The sequence below is a fragment of the Erwinia aphidicola genome (assembly GCF_024169515.1).
In the GTDB taxonomy this organism is placed as follows: domain Bacteria; phylum Pseudomonadota; class Gammaproteobacteria; order Enterobacterales; family Enterobacteriaceae; genus Erwinia; species Erwinia aphidicola.
The window spans coordinates 2,362,892-2,382,066 of the sequence record NZ_JAMKCQ010000001.1 but is presented as its reverse complement, the minus strand read 5'-3'; the positions used below and the strand labels follow the sequence as shown (position 1 = coordinate 2,382,066).

Genomic DNA, 19,175 nt, shown 5'->3' with positions numbered 1-19,175 from the left:
CATTACTGAGTGAGCGTTGTATCTAATCCTGGGGGCAGGTCAGCGAACGATGGTGAATCATTGGCAAACAATGGCAATCTATGCCAATGATAAATAATACAATCCATTGATTTTTGGTCGTTCCGGTAGGAACCCATAATCGCTTGGTCGCTGGTTCAAGTCCAGCTGGGGCCACCAGATTTTAGCTTTAGAATCATATAATTAAGCCATCCTGAAAGGGGTGGCTTTTTTGTTGGCTACAGAAAGTGTCGCAAAAGTGTCGCCCCGTTCTCCCTCTGCCCTCTCCGGATAGTGACTGGTTAATATTTAACTGATAGATTATCTATTCATCTACCTATTCACAAAGTGATTCAACCTTATGCCAGAACGCTCTGACAGGATACGCCAGTTGCTCAACCAGGGGCCGATGACTTCCCGGCAACTGACTGAAATAATGGGTATTAGCCAGCCAACGCTGTCCCGTGCATTGCGGACTCTCGGCGAGGAGATTGTGCGAATCGGAGCGGGTCCATCTATTCAGTATGCCCTGCATGATGCCTGGCGCGGATTCCGATCTGCCCCCATTTACCGTATCAGCGATGGAGGGCGCGTCAGGCCTCTTGGCGAGCTTATTCCGGTTCGTCCGGAAGGGTTTGTCATGATGCAGAGTGACGGCGTGAGCCTTCATAGCGACGGACTGCCTTGGTGGCTGTTTGATATGCGTCCGCAGGGGTACCTCGGGCGAGCCTATGCATCAAAGTATGCGGCCGAACTCGGCCTGCCCGCGAATCCAGAACAGTGGACAGACGCGGATGTGGTCAGGGCATTGCTCGCCCAGGGTCATGATGCTATCGGCAATCTGCTGATTGGCGAGCAGGCGCGGGAGCGCTTCCTCGAGATGCCGGAGCCCACCCCGCTTGAGCGCGCCATAGCGTATCCCGCGCTGGCGCTGGCGGCAGGGGCCGGTGAAGCGCCAGGGTCATCTGCTGGCGGTGAGCAGCCTAAGTTCTGCACCTATACGGATCGTGGTCACGTATTAGTGAAATTTTCGGCTCTGGACGATAACCCGGTTAGCGAACGCTGGCGCGATCTGCTGCTGGCCGAGCACCTGGCGCTGAGAGTGGTTGGGGTAGCAACAGAGATCGTAGATTTTGCTGGTCAGCGCTTCCTTGAGATCCCCCGCTTCGACCGCGTGGGCAAACTGGGCCGTATTGGCGTCTTCTCGCTGCGGGCACTCGATGCAGAGTTTGTCGGCAATGCCAGGGCTGGCTGGCCCGATCTGGTGAACAGCCTTGTCGCCGCAGGACATGTTCAGCCAGAAGCCGCTGCCGGCACCGCCCGGCTTTGGGCATTCGGGACGCTGATTGGTAATACCGACATGCACCACGGAAACCTGTCGTTCATCAGCGTTCATGGTCGCCCTTATCACCTCGCGCCCGCCTACGACATGCTGCCGATGGGGTTTGCCCCCAGAGCGGGGGGCGCAATCGTAAACGCGCTGCGCCCGGTATCGCTGCCGCAGGTGATTAGCGGGGATATCTGGCAGCAGGCGCTGGAGCTGGCCGAAAGCTTCTATGCTGCCGCCAGCGGCTGCAGCCGCTTCTCCCCCCGTTTCGCCCCGTGCCTTGACGCATTGCGCCATCACCTTGACGAAGCCAGATCGCGTATCGCCCGCCTGGGATAAAATGTGCGTGCAGCTTTGGGGGATTATTTTTAAATCAGCTGATTAAGCCACCTGTCACGATGGCTTTTTTGACGTTTTCACAGGGTCGATAAAGGCCTTAAAACTCTTAAAGACGGGGTTTACTGACTTCACCCACCCCAATCCACCTTCTCCCCAGCACCACCGTCAATACCACAATCGTCACGCCCGCCGCGAGGTGCATGGCGAAGTCCAGCACGTGCAGGTGGATCTCATGGCACAGCGACAGCAGCATCGAGGACATAAAAGCGATGCCGCAGCCGGCCAGCGCCAGGCTTTGCCGTGGATAGAGCGAACGGGTGCGCTGCAGGCTGATGATGGAGATGACGATCATCGGCAGGCTGGCGGAGAGCATAAACAGATAGCAGTGGATGCCCTCGCCGAAGCGGCCATGCTGCGGGACGGCGGCAGTGGGTGCGGTGTTAAGCAGGTTAAGCGCCAGCCACAGCACGGCGAGCAGCGCGGCCCAGCGCAGCCCGAGCGGCCTGCGGCCGGCGATACTGAGGTTAAAGGCCCCGGCGATTGTGCTGGCGCCGATAATCAGCGAGAGCAGCAGCGTGGCGAGCGCCATCAGCGCCCCGCTCTGCGTCCAGTCGGTGAAGCGGGTGTGCAGCGCCCAGCTGCTGAGCGTGCCGCACGGCAGCACCGCCGCGATCCAGGCAGCCACGCGCCAGCCGGTCGGCCAGGTGCGCTTCACCGGGCGGGCTGAGCCGCTAAGTTTGTCGATCAGATGGTCATGATTTCTCATGATTACCGCTTCCGTATTTACGTAGGTTGAGCATTGCGCGATGCAACAGTGATTTCACCGCCGGGACCGACAGATTATTCTGCGCCGCCGCCTGCGCCAGGCTCTGCTCGCGCAGATGAACGGACTCAACAATCTCCCGCTGGCGCAGCGGCAGGCTGCCGAGATAACCGTTCAGCTCTTCACCCTCGGTGGTGACATAAGCCCCCTCACGGGCGGGCTGCTGCTGCAGCGCTTCGTCGTCCTGCACTTCGTGGCGGCGCCCGCGCTGGCGCAGCGCATCAATCGCCCGCGCCGCGCTGATCGCCGCCACCCACGGCAGGATCGGGCGCTGCGGATCGTAGGTGTGACGCACGCGGTGAATCGCCATTAACGTCTCTTGGATCACATCCTCAATCAGCGCCTCATCGGCGATTTTTTTGCGCACGAAGCCGCGGATGGCGGGCACCATCGCTTTCAGCAGCTGGTTATAGGCGTCTCTGTCGCCTGCCTGGGCACGGGCCATGAGTGCTGGCCATAACCGCGCGCGGGCGTCAGTGTCCGCCATTGCCTGACCTGAGAAACTTAAGGCATCGCATTACGCAGAGGTTTACTCCCGTCTGTTTACGTTTTTTTTGCGCCGGCTGTCGCTTTATCGAGCGCCGAAATCACAATGTTTGGCGTCAGCACCTGCGGCAGCACCACCGGCTTACCGCCGTCGGCCGGATAAACCACGTAGAGTGGTAATCCACCCCGGCCAAAATCACTCAGCGCCTGCTCCACGTCCGGATTGTACTTCGTCGAGTCGGCGACCATATAGATGGTATCGGTACGCGCCATTGCCGCCTTCACCGCCTGGGTCGACAGCGAGGTGCGGTCGTTCACCTGGCAGGTAATGCACCATGACGCGGTAAAGTTCACCAGGATCGGTTTGCCCTGCCCTTTAATCGCATCGACGTTGGCCGGGGACCACGCCACGGCGGCGGCGGCTTCAGAAGCTTGCGCGCTGCCTGGCTCATCCGCCGACGCTTTAAGGTTAGCCAGCGGCGGCACCGCCAGCAAAATAAATAGCGCGGTAGCAATGTGCAGCGCCCAGTGGCGCTGGCCCATCATACGGCGTTTCTGCGCCATGCCATACAGCCAGGCGGCAAAGCTCACCAGCAGACAGCAGCCGAGGATCGCCGCCAGCGCCGCCGATCCCGCCTGGCGCTCCAGCACCCAGATTAGCCACGCCACCGCAGCGAGCATCGGGAAAGCCAGCGCATGCTTCAGCGTCACCATCCAGGTGCCCGGTTTTGGCAGCACGCGTGCCAGAAGCGGGAAGAAGGAGACCAGAGTGAAGGGCGCGGCAAAACCGAGCGCCAGCGCGATAAAGATCACCACGCTGACGGCGGGCGGCTGGGTCAGCGCATAGCCGACCGCGCTGGCCATAAACGGCGCGCTGCACGGGGTGGCGACGATAATCGCCAGCGCCCCGGTCAGCGCCGAGCCGGTCAGACCGCCGCGCCCGCTGCCCACTTCGCCGACGCGCTGCACCGACATCCCCACTTCAAACAGGCCGAACAGATTCAGTGCCGACAGCAGCATCACCAGGATCAGCAGCGCAATCACCAGCGGCGACTGCAGCTGGAAGCCCCAGCCCACCGCCGAGCCGCCGGAGCGGGCCAGCAGCAGTACGCCCACCAGCAGCAGCATGGTGACCACCACGCCCGCCAGAAACGCCAGCCCTTCCGCGCGCGCCTGGGCGGGCTTGTCGTGGTGGCGGATCAGGCTCAGCGCCTTCAGCGAGACAACCGGAAACACGCACGGCATCAGATTGAGAATAATGCCGCCAAGGAAGGCGGCGGCGATGGCAGTCAGCATGATGAACCCACTCAGGTTAGAAAGTTAAGCCGGGTTGGCCTGACGATATTTTTTCACCGCGTCCAGCGCTTTCTGGATATGCGCGTCCGGGTTTTTATCGGTGTAGCTCAGCAGGATTTTGCCATCGGGCGCAATCACGTAAGAGGTACGGTCAGAGAGGGTCTGGCCTTTCATCTCCATGGTGCTTTTATACTCTGCGGCCACTTTCGCGCCCGGGTCAGCGGCCACGGTGAACTTGTCGCGGCACTCAAGCTGGGAGAATTTAGCAATCTGATCAACGTTGCCGGCGGTGACGCCAATCACGGTGGCGCCCTGTTTTTTGAACTCATCGGTCGCTTCGGCAAAGGCGTGCGCTTCCAGCGTGCAGCCCGCGCTGAAGGCGGCCGGGAAGAAGTAGAGCACCACCGGCCCTTTTTGCAGCGCCTGCTGCAGATTAAAGGTGGTGGCTTTACCCGCCAGCGCAGCGCTCAGGTTGAAATCGGGGGCTTTCTCGCCCACCTGCAGCGCGGCGAGCGCGGAGGTGACGGGCAGTGTCAGGCTCAGAACGGCTGCGGCAGCCAGCGTACTTAACGAGGTTTTGTAACGCATGTTGTTTCTCCAGTATGAAAAAAGGCAGAGTGCCTGATGACCTTAACTGGAGTTTCGCTGGAGTTTGGGCAAAGGTTGCGGTGTGAAAAAAATATATTTAAACCAGCCCGATTATCCGGTCTGCTGCAGCGCCTGCGCCAGGGTCATATCCCGCGGCGAGGCTTCGCTGATATCCAGCTGGTGAAACGCCCCCAGCATCCACGCGACACAATGTTGCAGGCGGAAGAGGAATCAGCAGGCGATAAGTGCACGCTTTGCCCTGGATTAGCGCGGGAACCAACGGATATAGATTTTGCGTACCCTCTCTGAAAACCGGTGTTGAAGGGTGGCGCCTGACTGGGATAAGCCCGAAATATTTTTATGCGGTGTTTAAGGCTCGGTATTCAACAATTTTTTGCGTTGATGTTAGAATTCAGCAACACAGCTAATGATTTAACAACCATGGAAGATGTTCATGAAAAAAATTCTGGGGTTAGCCCTGTTCACTGCTGCTTTTAATCTGCACGCTGCCTTTATTCATCCAATGGATTTCGACGGGTCGGAAGCCCAAAAAAAAGAAGTGATTGAATACATTCAGGCAAAAGTGAAAAAAGACTACTGTGAAGGCAGTATCGATATGTGCCAACCTACCACGTTGCGCATGATGGAAAAGCAAAACCTCAATGCTTTCAAGCAGATGACACAAGCCAAAAATCGCCCAGTAATGGACAAAGTGATTGCGGATTATTGCCAGGGCGCTATTGATATGTGTAATTACAACAACTTAGATATGATGTACAAACAAAATGTAAAAGCCAGCGGCGAGAAACTTAGCTGGTAATTACGTCACATTAGGTCATATCAGATGGCCTGCCCCCTCATTTAAGCTGATTACTCACCCGCCACCAGCGCTGCCGCTGCTGGCACAGCTGCAGGTGGCAATACTGAAGCCGTTCGAGGTCCAGCCCGGCAATCGCGCCCTGCATCAGCGGCGCGGCAACGCTCTGGCGCTGCTGCCAGCGCTCAAGGCTGCGCGCCAGCGCGTCCTGGCTGCTGCTGTGCAGCGAATCGGTTAACACCGCCTGATTATCCGCCAGCTGCTGCGCCGTCAATGCGGCCAGCTGCTGCGTCATCTGCGATAAAAATTCGTCAATGCACTGCCACAGCTGCGCCACGCTGAAGGTGGGCGACTGCAGCGCAAACAGGATGCCAGGCTGGCCCGCCACCTGCTGAAAACGACAGCTGACCACATAGCCAATATTCTGCTCCACGCGCAGGCGCTGGAAAAAAGCCGGCTGATAAATTAGCGCCAGCAGCTGCCACGCGGCGAGGCATGCGGCGCTATTCTCTGCCAGTGGGCAGAACAGCAGCAGCGCGGCGTCGGGGCTGGCGGTGGCAATGGCATATTCAGGCTGCGGCGCGATGGGCTCGGCCAAGGCGCGCACCGCCGGGTTGATTGCGCCGGGGAAGGCACTCAGCAGCTGCGCCAGCTGTTGATGCAGCGCCGCGTCGCCCCCTTCCAGCGTGGCCTGCCAGGCAACGTGGGGCAGCATGTTGCCTGCCGGAGTGTCACCGGCCGCCTGCAGCAGTTCCGGTAACGCCTCCAGCAGCGCACGTACCGCAATGCCTGCATGCCGTGCCTGCTGCTGGCGCTGATGTGCGCGTTTGCCCTGGGCGATCGCCTGCGGCGCGAGCGATCGCAGGCGGACGATCAGATCGCTCAGCGTGCTCACCATCAGCAGCGGGCTGGCGCTGAGCTGGATCAACCACAGCCCCTGATGGCGGCTGACGCTGAGTGCGGCATCCTGATGCACGCAGCTGGCCGCCAGCGATCGCAGGCTGGCCTGCAGGATCTCGCCCCAGGACGCAGGCAGCGCCTCCAGCGGGCTGAGCAGCAGGATCGGTTGCTCAGGGCCGGGCTGATGGTGGAGTAATGCCTGATGCACCGGCAATGTCGGCGTTACCGTGCCGGCAGGCTGCGGATAGAAGCGCAGATCCGGGCCAGCGCGGCGTGCCGGTTTAAACGGCCCTGACTGGTAGCGTAAGGGGAACCCCTGCGCAGCCCGCAGCGGCAGCGGCCGATCGGAGATGCGCAGGCGGGTCGCGCGCGCCGGGTGCAGCCCCTCCAGCAGCGCGTTGAGATCCACATCGGCTGCCTGCACGGGCGCAAAGCCAAACGCCCGTTCGCGCAGCTGGTCCATCGGCGGCAGCCGGGAAAAGTGCCGATCCGCCAGCTGCGCCGCGTGCTGGCGCTGCTGCGCGGTGAGCTGCGTGAGCTGCTGGAGCCAGTGCAGCACCCGGCCTTCCACCGCCGCGGACTGCTGCCGATCCACCAGCGTCAGCTCAATGCTGACCACCGTCTGCGAAGCGCTGCGGTAAGCCAGCAGCAGGCGCGCCTCATCGGCGAGATCGTCGGCGCGCAGCGCGGCCATCAGCCCGCCCTCTGCTTCATCCAGCAGCAGCTGACGCAGCAGCGTCAGCTCGCGTTGATACTCCCCGTCCAGCAGGTATGAGAGGCGCAGGCGCGGCGCACCGCTGAGCTGCAGGGCGATATCCCGCTGCGGAGCCAGGCGCAGCGCGGGCAGCGGCGCCAGGGCGACCTCCTCGTTGACGAACGTGCTGGCGTGATGCTGCGCCAGCTGCCCTAGCTCGTCGTCACTCTGCGGCCCGTGCAGCCACAGCGTCATATGCGGCGCGCGGTAATAGCGCTGATGGAACTGGCGCAGCGCGGCAAGCAGCGCCGCGATGTCGCTGCCAAAATGCCGGGCATTGCCCGCCTGAAAACGCTGCCACGGATGCGGCTGAAAGGCGCTGCTGAGCGCCGCCTCACACAGCGTCTCCTGATGGCTGCTCAGCAGCTGGCACTCGGCGTCGAGGGTGGCGATTTCCTGGCGGATGGCCTCCTCGGCCAGCAGCGGCGCCGCCAGCATATCGCTAAGCCGCGCCAGCGCTTCTGCCAGCTGGGAGGGCGCGCACTCGAAGAAGAAAGCCGTGCTGCTGCCCTGGGTGGTGGCATTCAGCCGCCCACCCTGCGCGGGCAGCCAGCTCATCAGCCGCTGCGCGCCGCTGAAGCTGCGGCTACCGGCGAACAGCAGATGCTCCAGCAGATGTGCCAGCCCCGGCCACGCGTCCGGTTCCTGGTGGCTGCCGACATCAACCTGCAGCAGCGCCGCCGCACGGGTGGCCTGCGGGTCGCTGACCCGCTCAACCCGCAGGCCGTTACTGAGGCGCAGCATCCGTCAGCCCTTGAAGATCAGCTGCGCGTTAACCCGCTGGGAGTTAGCGCGGTTGCGGAACTGCAGCTGGTTCACCTGGATATTGGTGCAGTTGGCCTGCTCACGCGCGGCGAGGATTTGGTGGTGATGCTCCGATTTACTGCACACCGGGTCGGTGTTGTCGGCGCTGCCGGTCAGCATAAACGCCTGGCAGCGGCAGCCGCCGAAGTCCTTCTCCTTCTCCGAACAGGAGCGGCACGGCTCCGGCATCCAGTCAAAGCCGCGATAGCGGTTAAAGCCGAAGGAGTTAAACCAGATATCCTGCAAACTCTGCTCCAGCACCGACGGAAACTGCACCGGCAGCTGGCGCGCGCTGTGGCACGGCAGCGCGGTGCCTTCCGGCGTGACGCTGAGGAAGATCGCGCCCCAGCCGCCCATGCACGGCTTGGGCCGCTCTTCATAGTAGTCCGGGGTGACAAACAGCAGGTTGGCGAGGTTATCGCTGGCGGCCATCTTCTCACGGTAGCGATGCACCACCGCTTCAGCGCGTTCAATCTGCTCACGCGTCGGCAGCAGCCCTTCGCGGTTAAGCTGCGCCCAGCCGTAAAACTGGCAGGTCGCCAGCTCAACGTCATCCGCTTCCAGCTCAATGCACAGCTCGATAATGCGATCGATCTGATCGATATTGTGGCGGTGCAGCACGAAGTTAAGCACCATCGGGTAGCCGTGGGCCTTCACTGCACGCGCCATCTCCAGCTTCTGCTGGAACGCCTTTTGGGAGCCGGCCAGTGCCGCATTCAGCACTTCATCGCTGGCCTGGAAACTGATCTGAATATGATCCAGCCCGGCCTCGGCGAAGGCGTCGATCTTCTTCTGCGTCAGGCCGATCCCCGAGGTGATCAGGTTGGTGTAGAAGCCGAGATCGCGCGCCGCCTTGATAAGCTCAGCCAGATCCTTACGCACCAGCGGTTCACCGCCGGAGAAGCCGATCTGCACCGCGCCCATCGCGCGCGCCTGTTTGAACACCTCGATCCACTGTTCGGTGCTCAGCTCTTTCTCCTGCTGGGCAAAGTCGAGCGGGTTCGAGCAGTACGGGCACTGCAGCGGGCAGCGGTAAGTCAGCTCCGCCAGCAGCCACAGCGGTGGCTTAACGTGGGATTCAGGCTGGTTCACGGAAAATTATCCACTTCTGCTCGCGCGCCGCCGCGAAGAAATCGATGACGTCATCGTCCACGCCGCCCGCTTCCGGGAAGCGTGCGTTCAGGGCATCGACGATCTGCGCCAGCGTGCGTGTGCCATCCACCAGTTCAAGGATCAGGGTGGCGCTGTCGTTGAGTTTCGCCATGCCTTCCGGGTAGAGGATCACATGGCAGCCCTGCACTTCTTCCCACTGCAGGCGGTAGCCGCGGCGGAACATCGGGATGGTTTGTGGGGTGCTCACAGCAGCCCTCCTTTATGCCAGACGGGCTGGTCGGTGACGGTGTGATACGGTGGGCGCTGCAGGACGTAGGCCATGGTCATCGCGTCGAGCATGCTCCACAGAATATCGAGCTTGAACTGCAGGATCTCCAGCATGCGCTGCTGCTTCTCCACCGTGTCGCAGTACTCCAGCGCCAGCTGCAGGCCGTGCTCCACGTCGCGGCGAGCCTGGCTGAGGCGGCCACGGAAGTAGCCGTAGCCCTCTTCTTCAATCCACTGATAGTGCTGCGGCCAGCTGTCGAGGCGCGACTGGTGGATCTGCGGGGCGAACAGCTCGGTCAGCGAGCTGCAGGCCGCTTCCTGCCACACCGCGCGGCGGGCAAAGTTGACGTAGGCATCCACCGCGAAGCGCACGCCAGGCAGTACCATGCGCCCGGAGAGCAGCACCTCACGATCCAGCCCTACCGCTTCACCCAGGCGCAGCCAGGCTTCAATACCGCCGTCGCTGTCGCTCTGGCCGTCGTGATCGAGGATGCGCTGCACCCATTTACGGCGCGTCAGGGGATCCGGGCAGTTCGCCATGATCGCCGCATCTTTTAGCGGGATGCTGGTCTGGTAGTAGAAGCGGTTCGCCACCCAGCCCTGGATCTGCTCACGCGTCGCTTCGCCGTTGTGCATGGCAATGTGGAAAGGGTGATGGATGTGGTAACAGGCGCCGCGATCGCTCAGCGCCTGCTCAAACTGCTCAGGGGTCATCAGGGTCGGAGTGCTCATAGTTCGATACTCATGCCGTCAAAACTGACCTCAATGCCCTGCCGGGTTAGCGCGGCACGCTCGGCGGAGGATTCATCAAGGATCGGATTGGTGTTGTTAATGTGGATCAGGATCTTACGCCTGGCGGGCAGATCGGCGAGCAGCGCCATCAACCCCTGCTCTTCGCCCAGCGCCAGGTGGCCCATATCGCGCCCGGTATTGCGCCCGACGCCGGTGTATGCCAGCTCGTTATCCTGCCACAGCGTGCCGTCAATCAGCAGGCAGTCGGCCTGCGCCATCAGCGCCAGCAGCGCAGCATCCGGCTCGCCGAGGCCCGGTGCGTACAGCAGCTTGCTGCCGGTTTCGCGGTTTTCGATCATCAGCGCGATGTTATGGCCAGGCAGCGGGCGCCCGCGATACGGCGAATAGGGCGGCGCGTTGCTGAGGATGGCAATCGGGGTAAAGGTCAGCGCCGGGCAGACCGCCACGGAGAACGGCTCGCCGGGCTGAATAGCGTGATGCTGCAGCCCGCCGTTCCAGTGCTTCAGCATGGTGAAGATCGGGAAGCCGCTGGTCAGGTCCGCGTGCACTTCTGGCGTACACCACACCTGGTGCGGGCAGCCTTCGCGCAGGTTAAGCAGCCCGGTGCAGTGGTCGATCTGGCTGTCGGTAAGGATGATCGAGCCGATCGCCGTGCCGCGCAGCGCGCCGTGCTTATTGAGTTCGGGATTGGCGGCGATCTGGTGGCAGATATCGGGCGACGCATTACACAGCACCCAGTCGCTGCCGTTATCACTGACGGCTATCGAGGACTGGGTACGTGCCGTAGCCGGGATGCTGCCATCGCGCACGCCCTGGCAGTTGCGGCAGTTACAGTTCCACTGCGGGAAGCCGCCACCGGCCGCAGAGCCGAGAACTTTGATTTTCATGGGGAAACCGGGAGTAGGAATTAAAAATGCCCGCAATAACGCAGGCATCAATGCAATTGCCTAAATAATTCGTGCTGTAACAAGGCAGCAACGCAGCACATCCCCGGGAGCTTACATCAGTAAGTGACCGGGGTGGGCGAGGAAAGCTAACGCAGTTACAGTGCGAAGTATGACGGCAATTTAACGGTTGGAGATATATAAGGTCACTTCCAGGCCCAGACGCATATCGATGAAAGTTGGTTTAGTCCACATAATCATATCCTCTTGGTGTTCAAAAAACAGACGTCACACCTGTCAGTGTCGACAAGGGATCGGCATGTTGTCAAATTATAAGAATTTGGCGGCACAGATGTTGCGCCTATGATAAATCGATATCAACCCTAAAATCTGCACGGTTTATGCTATTTTGAACTATTTGGTTCAAAATCCGGGCATTATTTGCCCCAGGTTTTTCTCAGCACGCGCAGCCAGTTGGCGCGGCACAGCTTGTAGATTAGCGCTTCGCTGTAACCCGCCGCACGCAGCGCGGCCAGCAGCCGCGGCAGGCCGCTGACGTCGCCGATCTCGTCCGGCAGATTGATACCGTCAAAATCGGAACCGAAAGCCACGCGATCCTCCCCCAGCTTCTCCAGCAGATAGTCGAGGTGCTGCACCATCACGCTGAGCGGCATATCGCCATCGCGCTTGCCGTCGGCGCGCAGAAACGCCGTGCCGAAGTTCAGCCCCACCAGCCCGTCGCTGTCGGCGATTGCGGCCAGCTGGCTGTCGGTCAGGTTGCGCGGCTGCGGGCACAGGGCGTGGACGTTAGAGTGGCTGGCGACCAGCGGCGCATCGCTCAGGCGCGCCGTGTCCCAGAAGGCTTTTTCATTCATGTGCGACAGGTCGATCATCAGCCGCTGCTGGTTGCAGGCGCGGATCAGCCGCTTACCCGCGTCCGTCAGCCCGTCGCCGGTATCCGGCGAGCCGGGAAAGCTGCCGCTGACGCCAAAACCAAAGCGGTTGGGGGTATTCCAGAATGGCCCGATGCTGCGCAGCCCGGCGTCAACCCAGCGCGCCAGCTGGCTAAAGTCGTCATCCAGCGCCTCCGCCCCTTCTATATGCATCACCATCGCCAGCACGCCGTCGGCCAGGCACCGCTCGATCTCGGCCACGCTGCGGCAGATCTTAGCGCGCCCCGCCGATCCCGCCGCCAGCTGCTGCAGGATGTGCAGCTGCTGCTCGACAATCGCCAGCGGGTCGAAAACTTGCGCCTGGCGCGCGGGGAATTTCGCCACGTAGTCGGCTGGCGGTACAAAGATGGCGAACAGCCCCCCGGCAAAGCCGCCAGCCTGCATGCGGGCAAAATCCAGATGGCCGCTCAGGCGCTGCTGCATAAAGGCTTCAGCCGGGTTATCGGGATGATGCAGCCACAGATGCAGCAGCAGATCGTTATGGCCGTCGAAGATCGGAGTGTGCGGAGAAATATCGGTCATAGGGGCGCCAGCAGTCTCGGGGGAAGCGGACCATCATAGCGCAGAAAACCGGGAAAGGGGGCAGCAAAAGCCAGGGCGGGAGTGACCCCGCCGCTGGGGGGAAGCACAAGATCTAACTGCCGAGACGGCTGGTCGGCGCCTTCGTCGCCGCTGCGGGCGGGGGCGGCGTATTGGCGTCCAGCGGGCGGGCAACAATGCTGGTGATCGTCTCCATCGACTTGAACGTGCAGCTGCAGTTCAGGTTCTGGCACTGGTGATAACGCTCCTTGGTCTCACTGCTGATGATACGGCTGGAGCGGGCGTGGCTGTTATGCTGGCAAATCGGGCAAGGCATCATAAGTGAACTCCGTGGGGTCAGTTAAACTCACACTGTGTGAATAAAACTAATTATATTCACTTTAAGTGAATCATCAAGTGAATTTTTCACTTCGTGGGCTAGTCAGCTTCAATAAGGAGCTGGTAGGTTTCACCTTTCCACGAGCTTTCCAGATTTACCGTCGTGCGAAACCCTGTGCTATCAATCACATGCCCCACTTTGACCACGGTCCACTGCTGCGCATCAATCACCGTTTTAAATCCCCGCAGCCGCACCGGGGTTTCCGGGAACAGGGCAGGCATCCCCATCGCCAGGACGAAGCTCATGCTGGCCGTCAAGGTCTGGCGCGCCTTCCACTCTGCCTCTGCTTTTCTGACTGCTTCATCCTGCGTGCTGAACACTTCACTGATGATAACGTCCCGCTGATAAAGCGGCAGCGGGCTGTCCTGCTCAGCGCCGTCGCCAAACAGCTCCGGCTGGTTATCCGTGATGGCGCGAAACACTCTGACCTTACCGCTGCTGGCTTTATCAAGCTGCAGCCAGCGGGTCTGGACGCCGCTGTATTGCAGCTTTGACACCACCTGCCAGGCATGCTGGTCGCCCTCTTTGCGCGTTAACACGATGGGTGGTATCTCGGTTCCCTGAGCGGTTCTATTGCCGCCACGGGGCAGCATCAGAACGGTGTTCTCCTTAACGGTGACGGTAGCACCATGGTTTATCGCCAGCTTCGTCAGGAACTGGGCATCGCTCTCATCCGTCTGGTCGAGATGGGCAATGCTGATAGATGCCAGCCCATCGCTGACTTTAGCCTGCAGACTGTTGCGCTCAGCTATCTCAGAGACGACCTGCCCCAGCGTGGTTTTATCCCAGGAGTGCTGCGCCTTCTGCGTCAGTGATTCGCTCAGGTTGGCGCTGCGACCGACCAGGGTTAATCGGTCGGGCGCCCCGGTGTGATGCAGTTCATCAATGATAAAATCCCCTTTGCAGAAGAGCGGCCTTCCCTGCCAGCCGATATACACGCGCAGGATAGCGCCGCGCTGCGGCATCATCAGCCAGCCGTCACTGTCATCCAGTAACAGCGTCAGCGTGTCGGCTTCCAGACCCCGTGCATCATCAATCGTCATACTCAGCAGACGCTTGCGCAGATTGTCGGTGATATCGCGGTTATTGAGCCGAATAAGGTAATCGGGCGCCAGCGGCGCGCCGATATCGACCGGAATCGAGTTATTCATAACAGGCTCCCTGCCAGCTCGCGTGCCTTAGCGCTCACCTCGCCGTAAATCTGCTCCAGCTGCTGTTTCAGGTCGCCATACAGCCCATCCAGCGAACCGTCGACGCGCTTAAGCTGTAGGGTAAAGCTAATTTTTTGCGCCGCTCCGTTCGCCAGCAGATCGGTATGGACACCATTCACCGCTTCAATAACAAAAATCCCGTAAGGTATCCCTTCACCACTGAGCAGCGGCCAGACGCGCCCGCTCTCAGCCATGCCTTTCAAAATCGCCAGTGACGGCACTCCCCCGGTGATTTCCGGGCGCAGTTCCCCTGCCAGGGTGATGCTTTCATCCCCAACGCCAAGAAACTGCTGAGCCGGGCGCGAGCCGATACGGCTGCCCGCCGCCCAACGGTAAGCGCTCTGATGCGTCATGGTCTGGAAAGGCAGGGTGCGGCGCTGGAATACGAACATACCTAAAATCATCATCATGCTTTATTACCCCAGGTAACTGCTGCGCTGGCTGATAGCGGCCCGCGCACGCGTTTGCTGCTCGTGATTCTCGATCAGGGTGCGTACGTCTGCCTCCCCCATGCCTGCAGGAACATTAATCACGTAGCTGCTGTTAAAGGTGTTCTGCTGGCTGCTGCTGCTGGTGGTGGCGGTCACCGGTTTGTAACGGGCACCGCCCAGCGCGACAGGAAATTCACTCTGCGGGAAGCTTTCTCCTGCACCGCCGAGGGCAGATAAAGGCGGCTGTTCTGGCGGCTGGTCGCGCAGTGATGCCTGCGCATCCGCCGATTTTTTATCAATAAGCCCGAGCTTTTCCATCAGGCCGATAATGCCACTGCTCAGGTCATTGAATATCTTCAGCGGCAGCATAAAGGCATCGCCCAGCGCTTTGCCTATCCACTCCCCGGCACCGCCAATTTTATTCAGCGCTTCTCCTGTCAGCGCGATCGGTTGCATCAGCTGTTTAAAAGCGTCATACAGCCAGGCGATCCCCGCGCCCACCCTGTCAAATACGGGTTTAAAAGGCGCGAAAAATTGCGCCGCAGGAGCCAGTGCGGAACCAATCCCCCTCATCACTCCGGCGAAGAACGCGCTAATTGGCTCCCAGTATTGGTAAATGAGCGCCACACCCGCCGCGACAGCCAGCGCGATGCCCGCTATCGGCAGCGTTATTGCCCCCAGCGCGGCCGTCATCGCCCCTCCGGCAAAAGTAAAGACGCTGCTCAGCATCCCGGCGCCGGCGATCAGCAGATTCAGCCCGCTCAGCACCGGTGCCACCACTGAGCCGATCGCCCCCAGCGCCCCGACCAGTATCACGCCGCCGGCCACCAGCTGGGCCATCCCGCCCGCCAGCGCCGGGTTAGCCTGGATCCAGCGATCCACACTACCCAGTAGCCCGGTGGCGGTCTGCGTCAGGCTGCGCAGGGTGCCGTCGAGCTGCTGGAAGATAGCGATGCTGATGGCCTCTATCGCGCCGTTCAGCCGGGCGATATCCCCCGCAAGGTTATCGGCGCTTGCCGCTGCGCGCGTGGGCGGCAACCCGGCGGCAGGCGATGGTTCCGCCCCCGGCGTTGCTGCAGCGGGCTGCACCGTCAGCGCCTGATAGCCCGGCTGCAGCAGCTTCGCCCCTTGACGGGCCACGCTCATTGCCTGACCGCTGACCGCTCCGATCTTATCTACCACACCCTGCACGGCCTGATAGCGCTGCTGAACCTTGCTCTGACCGAGCGTAAAGCGCTGCTGTGCCTTATTAAGGTTGTCGCGGGCCCGCTGCGGGCGCTCAAGCGCCTCGGTAATGCGGATCTCCTGCAGGCGCTCCTTGCTGGCTTTGAGTGCTGATTTACTGTTGCGCGTGGCGTTTCGGGTGCGCGTCGCGCTGGCCGTTAGCGCCACGCGCTGCTGAAACATGGCATTGCCAAGGGAGTGGGTCTCCCCGGGCAGATCGTTTAAGAACAGGCTTGCCCGGATCACCGCTTTGCGCAGTCCATCCAGACCGAGGTTAATACTCATCATGACTCTCCACTCTGTGTCCCGCTGCGCACGATGGCCTTGTGCCGCCAGGCGAGCAGTTCTGCCAGCGGCATGGCGTTCATTTCCGACGGCGGCCAGTGAAAGATGGCGGCGATATCCGCCATCAGGTCATCTACCGTCAGCCCGTCGGGCCAGCGGAGGTGTCCGGTTTCGCTGACAAAAAAGCGATCACCCGCCCGCCCAGCTCAATCAGATCGATCGGGTCAAGGTTCAGGCACTCTGATTTGGTCAGGTTCGGCAGCGTGATGCGCGGCAGTACCACGATCAGCGCGTCGACGTCCGATCCGGCAAGATCCACCAGCCGCGTGCCGCGCAATGCGCCCGCGTTCGGTTTGATCAGCTCGACGCTGGCGATGGTCGTTTCGCCACGCACGATTGGCGTGACCAGCTGAACGGTATTTTCTGACTGTTGCATGAGAATTCCTTATTTCATTGGAAAGCGGGTCGGGCATGCCCGACCCCTACGGGGTGCACAATGCAGGACAGGTAAGCCCGGCCCCGGCGGGGTGCACGATGCGGGTCGGGCATGCCCGACCCCTACGGATTAAACCAGGCCGATGTTCTTACGGTGCTCGGCCAGGCGGTCGATGCCGTTCACAATCTCGACCATGTTGACGGTGTCGATCTCAATCAGCGCTTTGCCGTTCCAGCTCAGCTTGTAGTAGGTGCATTTGGTGGTGATTTTGGTTTCGTTCTCCTCACCCTGCTTGCTCTCGCCGAAGTCGAACTGCTGATGCTTGCCGCGCAGCTCCACCTCCACCGCGATGGTCTCGTCGGTGTCGTCACGCTGGTAGGAACCCATAAAGCGCAGCGGCACCGTGGCGCCACCCCACTGGCTCAGCACGCGGTCGTCGAGGCCGGAGATGGTCCACTCCAGATCCAGCGCATCATCTTCCAGGCCATTATCGATATGCGCCACGCCGTTCATGCCGCCGCCGCGGTAAGGGTCGAGCTTGCGCGCCAGCTTCGGCAGCGTCAGTGAGGTCACCACACCCTGATAGCTGTTGGCATCGTTAAACAAATTCAGGTATTTCAGTTTCTTAGGCAGTGCCATGAGGGTTTCTCCTTAGCTGTTCACAGAAGCGGCGAAGTTCGCCAGGTAGCTGTCGGTAATGCGCTGACGCAGGGTCAGATCTTCCAGCGGTGGCACCGGGGTGTAGTCGTAGTCGATATACAGCTTGCCGGCTTTCAGGCTCTCCTGGCTGTTGGCGCTTTCGTCGTACCAGCAGTTGGCGCCCAGCAGATAACCGGCGTTGATCAGCTCACGGAACTTGGCGTTGATCCCGGCGATAATGTCGCGCACCAGCGTCGGCGTCAGCGGCTTGTCGTTGGCCCACATATGCGCATCGGCCATGGTGTCGGCGATCACCTGCGCCGAGCGGGTGTAGTTTTCAAAGGCGAACAGCGGGTCATCGCTACAGGTGCGGTTGCCCCAGAAGCGGAAACCGTCTTTGCGGATCAGCGTGGTGACGCTGGCCTCATTCAGTAGATCGGCATCGGTCCCCACCTGCTGCAGGTCCCAGAATACCGAGGCGGAAACGCCGGTCACGCCGTTGACGCCGACGTTCGACAGGGTTTTATGCCAGCCGCTGTCGTTATCGATTTTGGCGCGCAGGCCGAGGGCGCGGGCGGTGGCATAGGCAGTTTCCGCCGCGCTGGTCACGGTGTTCCAGGCGACAAAGTCGGGCCAGATCACCATCAGCTCGCGCTGGCTGAAGTTTTCGCGATACTTGAGCGCATCGCTTACCGTTTTACAGCCGTAAGCCGAGATATAGCCGAAGGCGCGCAGCTGCTGGCAGATTGCCGCCAGCGCGGTGGCCACTTCCAGCGAATCCAGCCCCGGCACGCCGAGAATACGCGGCTTAACGCCAAGGTCGGTCTGCGCCGCGAGCAGCGCTTTCATCCCGGTGTAGCGGCCGTTAGCATCGCTGCCGCCGATGATATTGCTGGTGGTTGCCGCTTCGTCTTCACCCTCCTCAACGCGCACCACTACCGTTACCGGCTTGCTCTGGTCGGCAATCGCCTGCAGCGCTTTCGCCAGCGTGCCGCTGACACCGGCTTTCCCCACCGCCGCCTGCACGTCGGTAATCAGCACCGGCGTGTTGAGCGGGAATACGGTGGCATCAGCATCCGCTGCAGTGCAGACCATGCCGACAATAGAGGTGGATACCGTGGAAATACTGCGGGTTCCGTCATTGATTTCAACGACGCGTACGCCGTGGTGATAATTAGCCATCTTTATTACACTCCGTGGTTGGGGTGAGGTAATGATGACAAGAATTTAATTGGCGGGCATGCGATTGGCGTTGTGAAGAGCAGGACACAACAGCTGGGATAAATAATTAAATATTTAGCTTTGAAAATATAAAACTCTCCGTGGCTTCCCAGGGAGAGTTTTATTTAAGCGCGAAAAATATTATGCCGTGCGATACCAGCCCATTAACTTCACAAAGGCGTTGGTGATGTTAATTGCGGTACCCGAACCGGTATTGGCGGTGGTGCCGGAGACGGTGTGGGTGTGGGCGCCGATAGCGACTGTATGAGAGTGTGCACCGATTGCAACACTATGCAAATGTGCGCCTGAGTTTGTTATCAATGCACCATCCGCCCCACCCGTCCTGGTGGGTATAGAATCTGCGCCACCAGTTTCTAATCCTCTCGCCCCATACCATGTTTTAAGTCCATGAGTATGCGCACCTGCGGAATTGGTGGATTTTGTCCCATAATCAAACGTACTGGTTGTTTTCGTCCCATAATCAAACGCACTGGTCGTTGCCGAGAAGGTATGGCTGTGTGCCGGAATATTCGCGGCGGCCAGGGTTATTGTATCCGCCCCACCTGACGTCATCACATCACTACCATTCTGGCTGCCTAAGCGAATAGTTTTATTCTCGCCGATATAACTCCACGTCGTTCCAGGAAATAAGGTGTTAGGGTTTTTATTTTGTGCAAACCACAACACAATTCCAATCGGATAAAGCTC

21 protein-coding genes and 1 pseudogene are annotated in these 19,175 nt (G+C 60.5%); 2 read left to right on the top strand and 20 right to left on the bottom strand.

The annotated features are described in order from the left end of the window. Positions 1-358 precede the first annotated feature (358 nt). Positions 359-1,663, top strand: coding sequence for a type II toxin-antitoxin system HipA family toxin YjjJ (gene yjjJ / locus J2Y91_RS11000; RefSeq protein ID WP_133624802.1), 1,305 nt, complete (start codon positions 359-361; stop codon positions 1,661-1,663). 106 nt (positions 1,664-1,769) lie between these two features. Here the strand turns inward: yjjJ and J2Y91_RS10995 are convergent, their stop codons facing one another. The 4 genes from J2Y91_RS10995 to J2Y91_RS10980 are packed head-to-tail and all read right to left on the bottom strand — an operon-like array spanning position 1,770 to position 4,856. Beyond that, positions 1,770-2,429 (bottom strand): NrsF family protein, encoded by a 660-nt coding sequence (locus J2Y91_RS10995; RefSeq protein WP_133624804.1) that lies wholly within the window; start codon positions 2,427-2,429, stop codon positions 1,770-1,772. After that, positions 2,416-2,973: a sigma-70 family RNA polymerase sigma factor gene (locus J2Y91_RS10990; protein WP_133624806.1), complete on the bottom strand. Its 558-nt coding sequence runs from the start codon at positions 2,971-2,973 to the stop codon at positions 2,416-2,418. The genes J2Y91_RS10995 and J2Y91_RS10990 overlap by 14 nt, the downstream gene beginning before the upstream one ends. 56 nt (positions 2,974-3,029) lie before the next feature. Next, positions 3,030-4,268 (bottom strand): protein-disulfide reductase DsbD family protein, encoded by a 1,239-nt coding sequence (locus tag J2Y91_RS10985; RefSeq protein ID WP_253538293.1) that lies wholly within the window; start codon positions 4,266-4,268, stop codon positions 3,030-3,032. Positions 4,269-4,292: 24 nt separating this feature from the next. Continuing rightward, positions 4,293-4,856, bottom strand: a complete 564-nt coding sequence (locus tag J2Y91_RS10980) for a peroxiredoxin (RefSeq protein ID WP_133624810.1) — start codon at positions 4,854-4,856, stop codon at positions 4,293-4,295. Between the two features lie 454 nt (positions 4,857-5,310). On the opposite strand from J2Y91_RS10980, the gene J2Y91_RS10975 reads away from it, so the two are divergent. After that, positions 5,311-5,676 carry a hypothetical protein gene (locus J2Y91_RS10975; protein ID WP_133624812.1) on the top strand — a complete coding sequence of 122 codons (366 nt, stop codon included), beginning with the start codon at positions 5,311-5,313 and terminating at the stop codon, positions 5,674-5,676. Positions 5,677-5,713: 37 nt separating this feature from the next. On the opposite strand, the gene pqqF is transcribed toward J2Y91_RS10975, so the two are convergent. The 16 genes and pseudogenes from pqqF to J2Y91_RS23105 all read right to left on the bottom strand — a co-directional run. Then, the gene (gene pqqF / locus J2Y91_RS10970) at positions 5,714-8,071 is read right to left on the bottom strand and encodes a pyrroloquinoline quinone biosynthesis protein PqqF (RefSeq protein WP_253538291.1); all 2,358 of its coding nucleotides are present in this window, start codon (positions 8,069-8,071) and stop codon (positions 5,714-5,716) included. A 3-nt stretch (positions 8,072-8,074) separates the two neighbouring features. Continuing rightward, positions 8,075-9,223: a pyrroloquinoline quinone biosynthesis protein PqqE gene (pqqE, locus tag J2Y91_RS10965; RefSeq protein ID WP_253538289.1), complete on the bottom strand. Its 1,149-nt coding sequence runs from the start codon at positions 9,221-9,223 to the stop codon at positions 8,075-8,077. Then, positions 9,210-9,491 carry a pyrroloquinoline quinone biosynthesis peptide chaperone PqqD gene (gene pqqD / locus J2Y91_RS10960; protein WP_336223397.1) on the bottom strand — a complete coding sequence of 94 codons (282 nt, stop codon included), beginning with the start codon at positions 9,489-9,491 and terminating at the stop codon, positions 9,210-9,212. Before pqqD ends, pqqE begins: the two co-directional genes overlap by 14 nt. Next, entirely contained in the window at positions 9,488-10,243 is a 756-nt protein-coding gene (gene pqqC, locus J2Y91_RS10955; protein WP_253538287.1) for a pyrroloquinoline-quinone synthase PqqC, read from the bottom strand. Before pqqC ends, pqqD begins: the two co-directional genes overlap by 4 nt. Further along, positions 10,240-11,151, bottom strand: a complete 912-nt coding sequence (gene pqqB / locus J2Y91_RS10950) for a pyrroloquinoline quinone biosynthesis protein PqqB (RefSeq protein ID WP_253538284.1) — start codon at positions 11,149-11,151, stop codon at positions 10,240-10,242. The genes pqqC and pqqB overlap by 4 nt, the downstream gene beginning before the upstream one ends. 180 nt (positions 11,152-11,331) lie before the next feature. Further along, positions 11,332-11,403: a pyrroloquinoline quinone precursor peptide PqqA gene (gene pqqA, locus J2Y91_RS10945; protein ID WP_072166356.1), complete on the bottom strand. Its 72-nt coding sequence runs from the start codon at positions 11,401-11,403 to the stop codon at positions 11,332-11,334. A gap of 182 nt (positions 11,404-11,585) precedes the next feature. Beyond that, a complete protein-coding gene (locus J2Y91_RS10940) occupies positions 11,586-12,623 on the bottom strand; it encodes a dipeptidase (protein WP_253538281.1) in 1,038 nt (345 codons plus the stop codon). A 112-nt stretch (positions 12,624-12,735) separates the two neighbouring features. Further along, entirely contained in the window at positions 12,736-12,960 is a 225-nt protein-coding gene (locus J2Y91_RS10935) for an ogr/Delta-like zinc finger family protein (RefSeq protein WP_048917299.1), read from the bottom strand. Positions 12,961-13,058: 98 nt separating this feature from the next. After that, the gene (locus J2Y91_RS10930; protein ID WP_253538278.1) at positions 13,059-14,171 is read right to left on the bottom strand and encodes a contractile injection system protein, VgrG/Pvc8 family; all 1,113 of its coding nucleotides are present in this window, start codon (positions 14,169-14,171) and stop codon (positions 13,059-13,061) included. Next, complete coding sequence (locus J2Y91_RS10925) at positions 14,168-14,641, bottom strand: phage tail protein (protein WP_048917301.1); 474 nt, start codon at positions 14,639-14,641, stop codon at positions 14,168-14,170. The genes J2Y91_RS10930 and J2Y91_RS10925 overlap by 4 nt, the downstream gene beginning before the upstream one ends. A gap of 6 nt (positions 14,642-14,647) precedes the next feature. After that, positions 14,648-16,174, bottom strand: coding sequence for a phage tail tape measure protein (locus tag J2Y91_RS10920; RefSeq protein WP_253538275.1), 1,527 nt, complete (start codon positions 16,172-16,174; stop codon positions 14,648-14,650). After that, complete coding sequence (locus J2Y91_RS10915) at positions 16,171-16,296, bottom strand: GpE family phage tail protein (protein ID WP_053110448.1); 126 nt, start codon at positions 16,294-16,296, stop codon at positions 16,171-16,173. The genes J2Y91_RS10920 and J2Y91_RS10915 overlap by 4 nt, the downstream gene beginning before the upstream one ends. Before the next feature lie 14 nt (positions 16,297-16,310). Next, the gene (locus J2Y91_RS10910) at positions 16,311-16,607 is read right to left on the bottom strand and encodes a phage tail assembly protein (RefSeq protein WP_048917303.1); all 297 of its coding nucleotides are present in this window, start codon (positions 16,605-16,607) and stop codon (positions 16,311-16,313) included. 129 nt (positions 16,608-16,736) lie between these two features. Further along, the gene (locus J2Y91_RS10905; protein WP_048917304.1) at positions 16,737-17,246 is read right to left on the bottom strand and encodes a phage major tail tube protein; all 510 of its coding nucleotides are present in this window, start codon (positions 17,244-17,246) and stop codon (positions 16,737-16,739) included. A 12-nt stretch (positions 17,247-17,258) separates the two neighbouring features. After that, on the bottom strand, positions 17,259-18,428 hold the full coding sequence (locus J2Y91_RS10900; protein WP_048917305.1) for a phage tail sheath protein: 1,170 nt from the start codon (positions 18,426-18,428) through the stop codon (positions 17,259-17,261). A 180-nt stretch (positions 18,429-18,608) separates the two neighbouring features. Beyond that, positions 18,609-19,166: pseudogene (locus J2Y91_RS23105) on the bottom strand (phage baseplate protein); the annotation flags it as partial. Positions 19,167-19,175 lie beyond the last annotated feature (9 nt).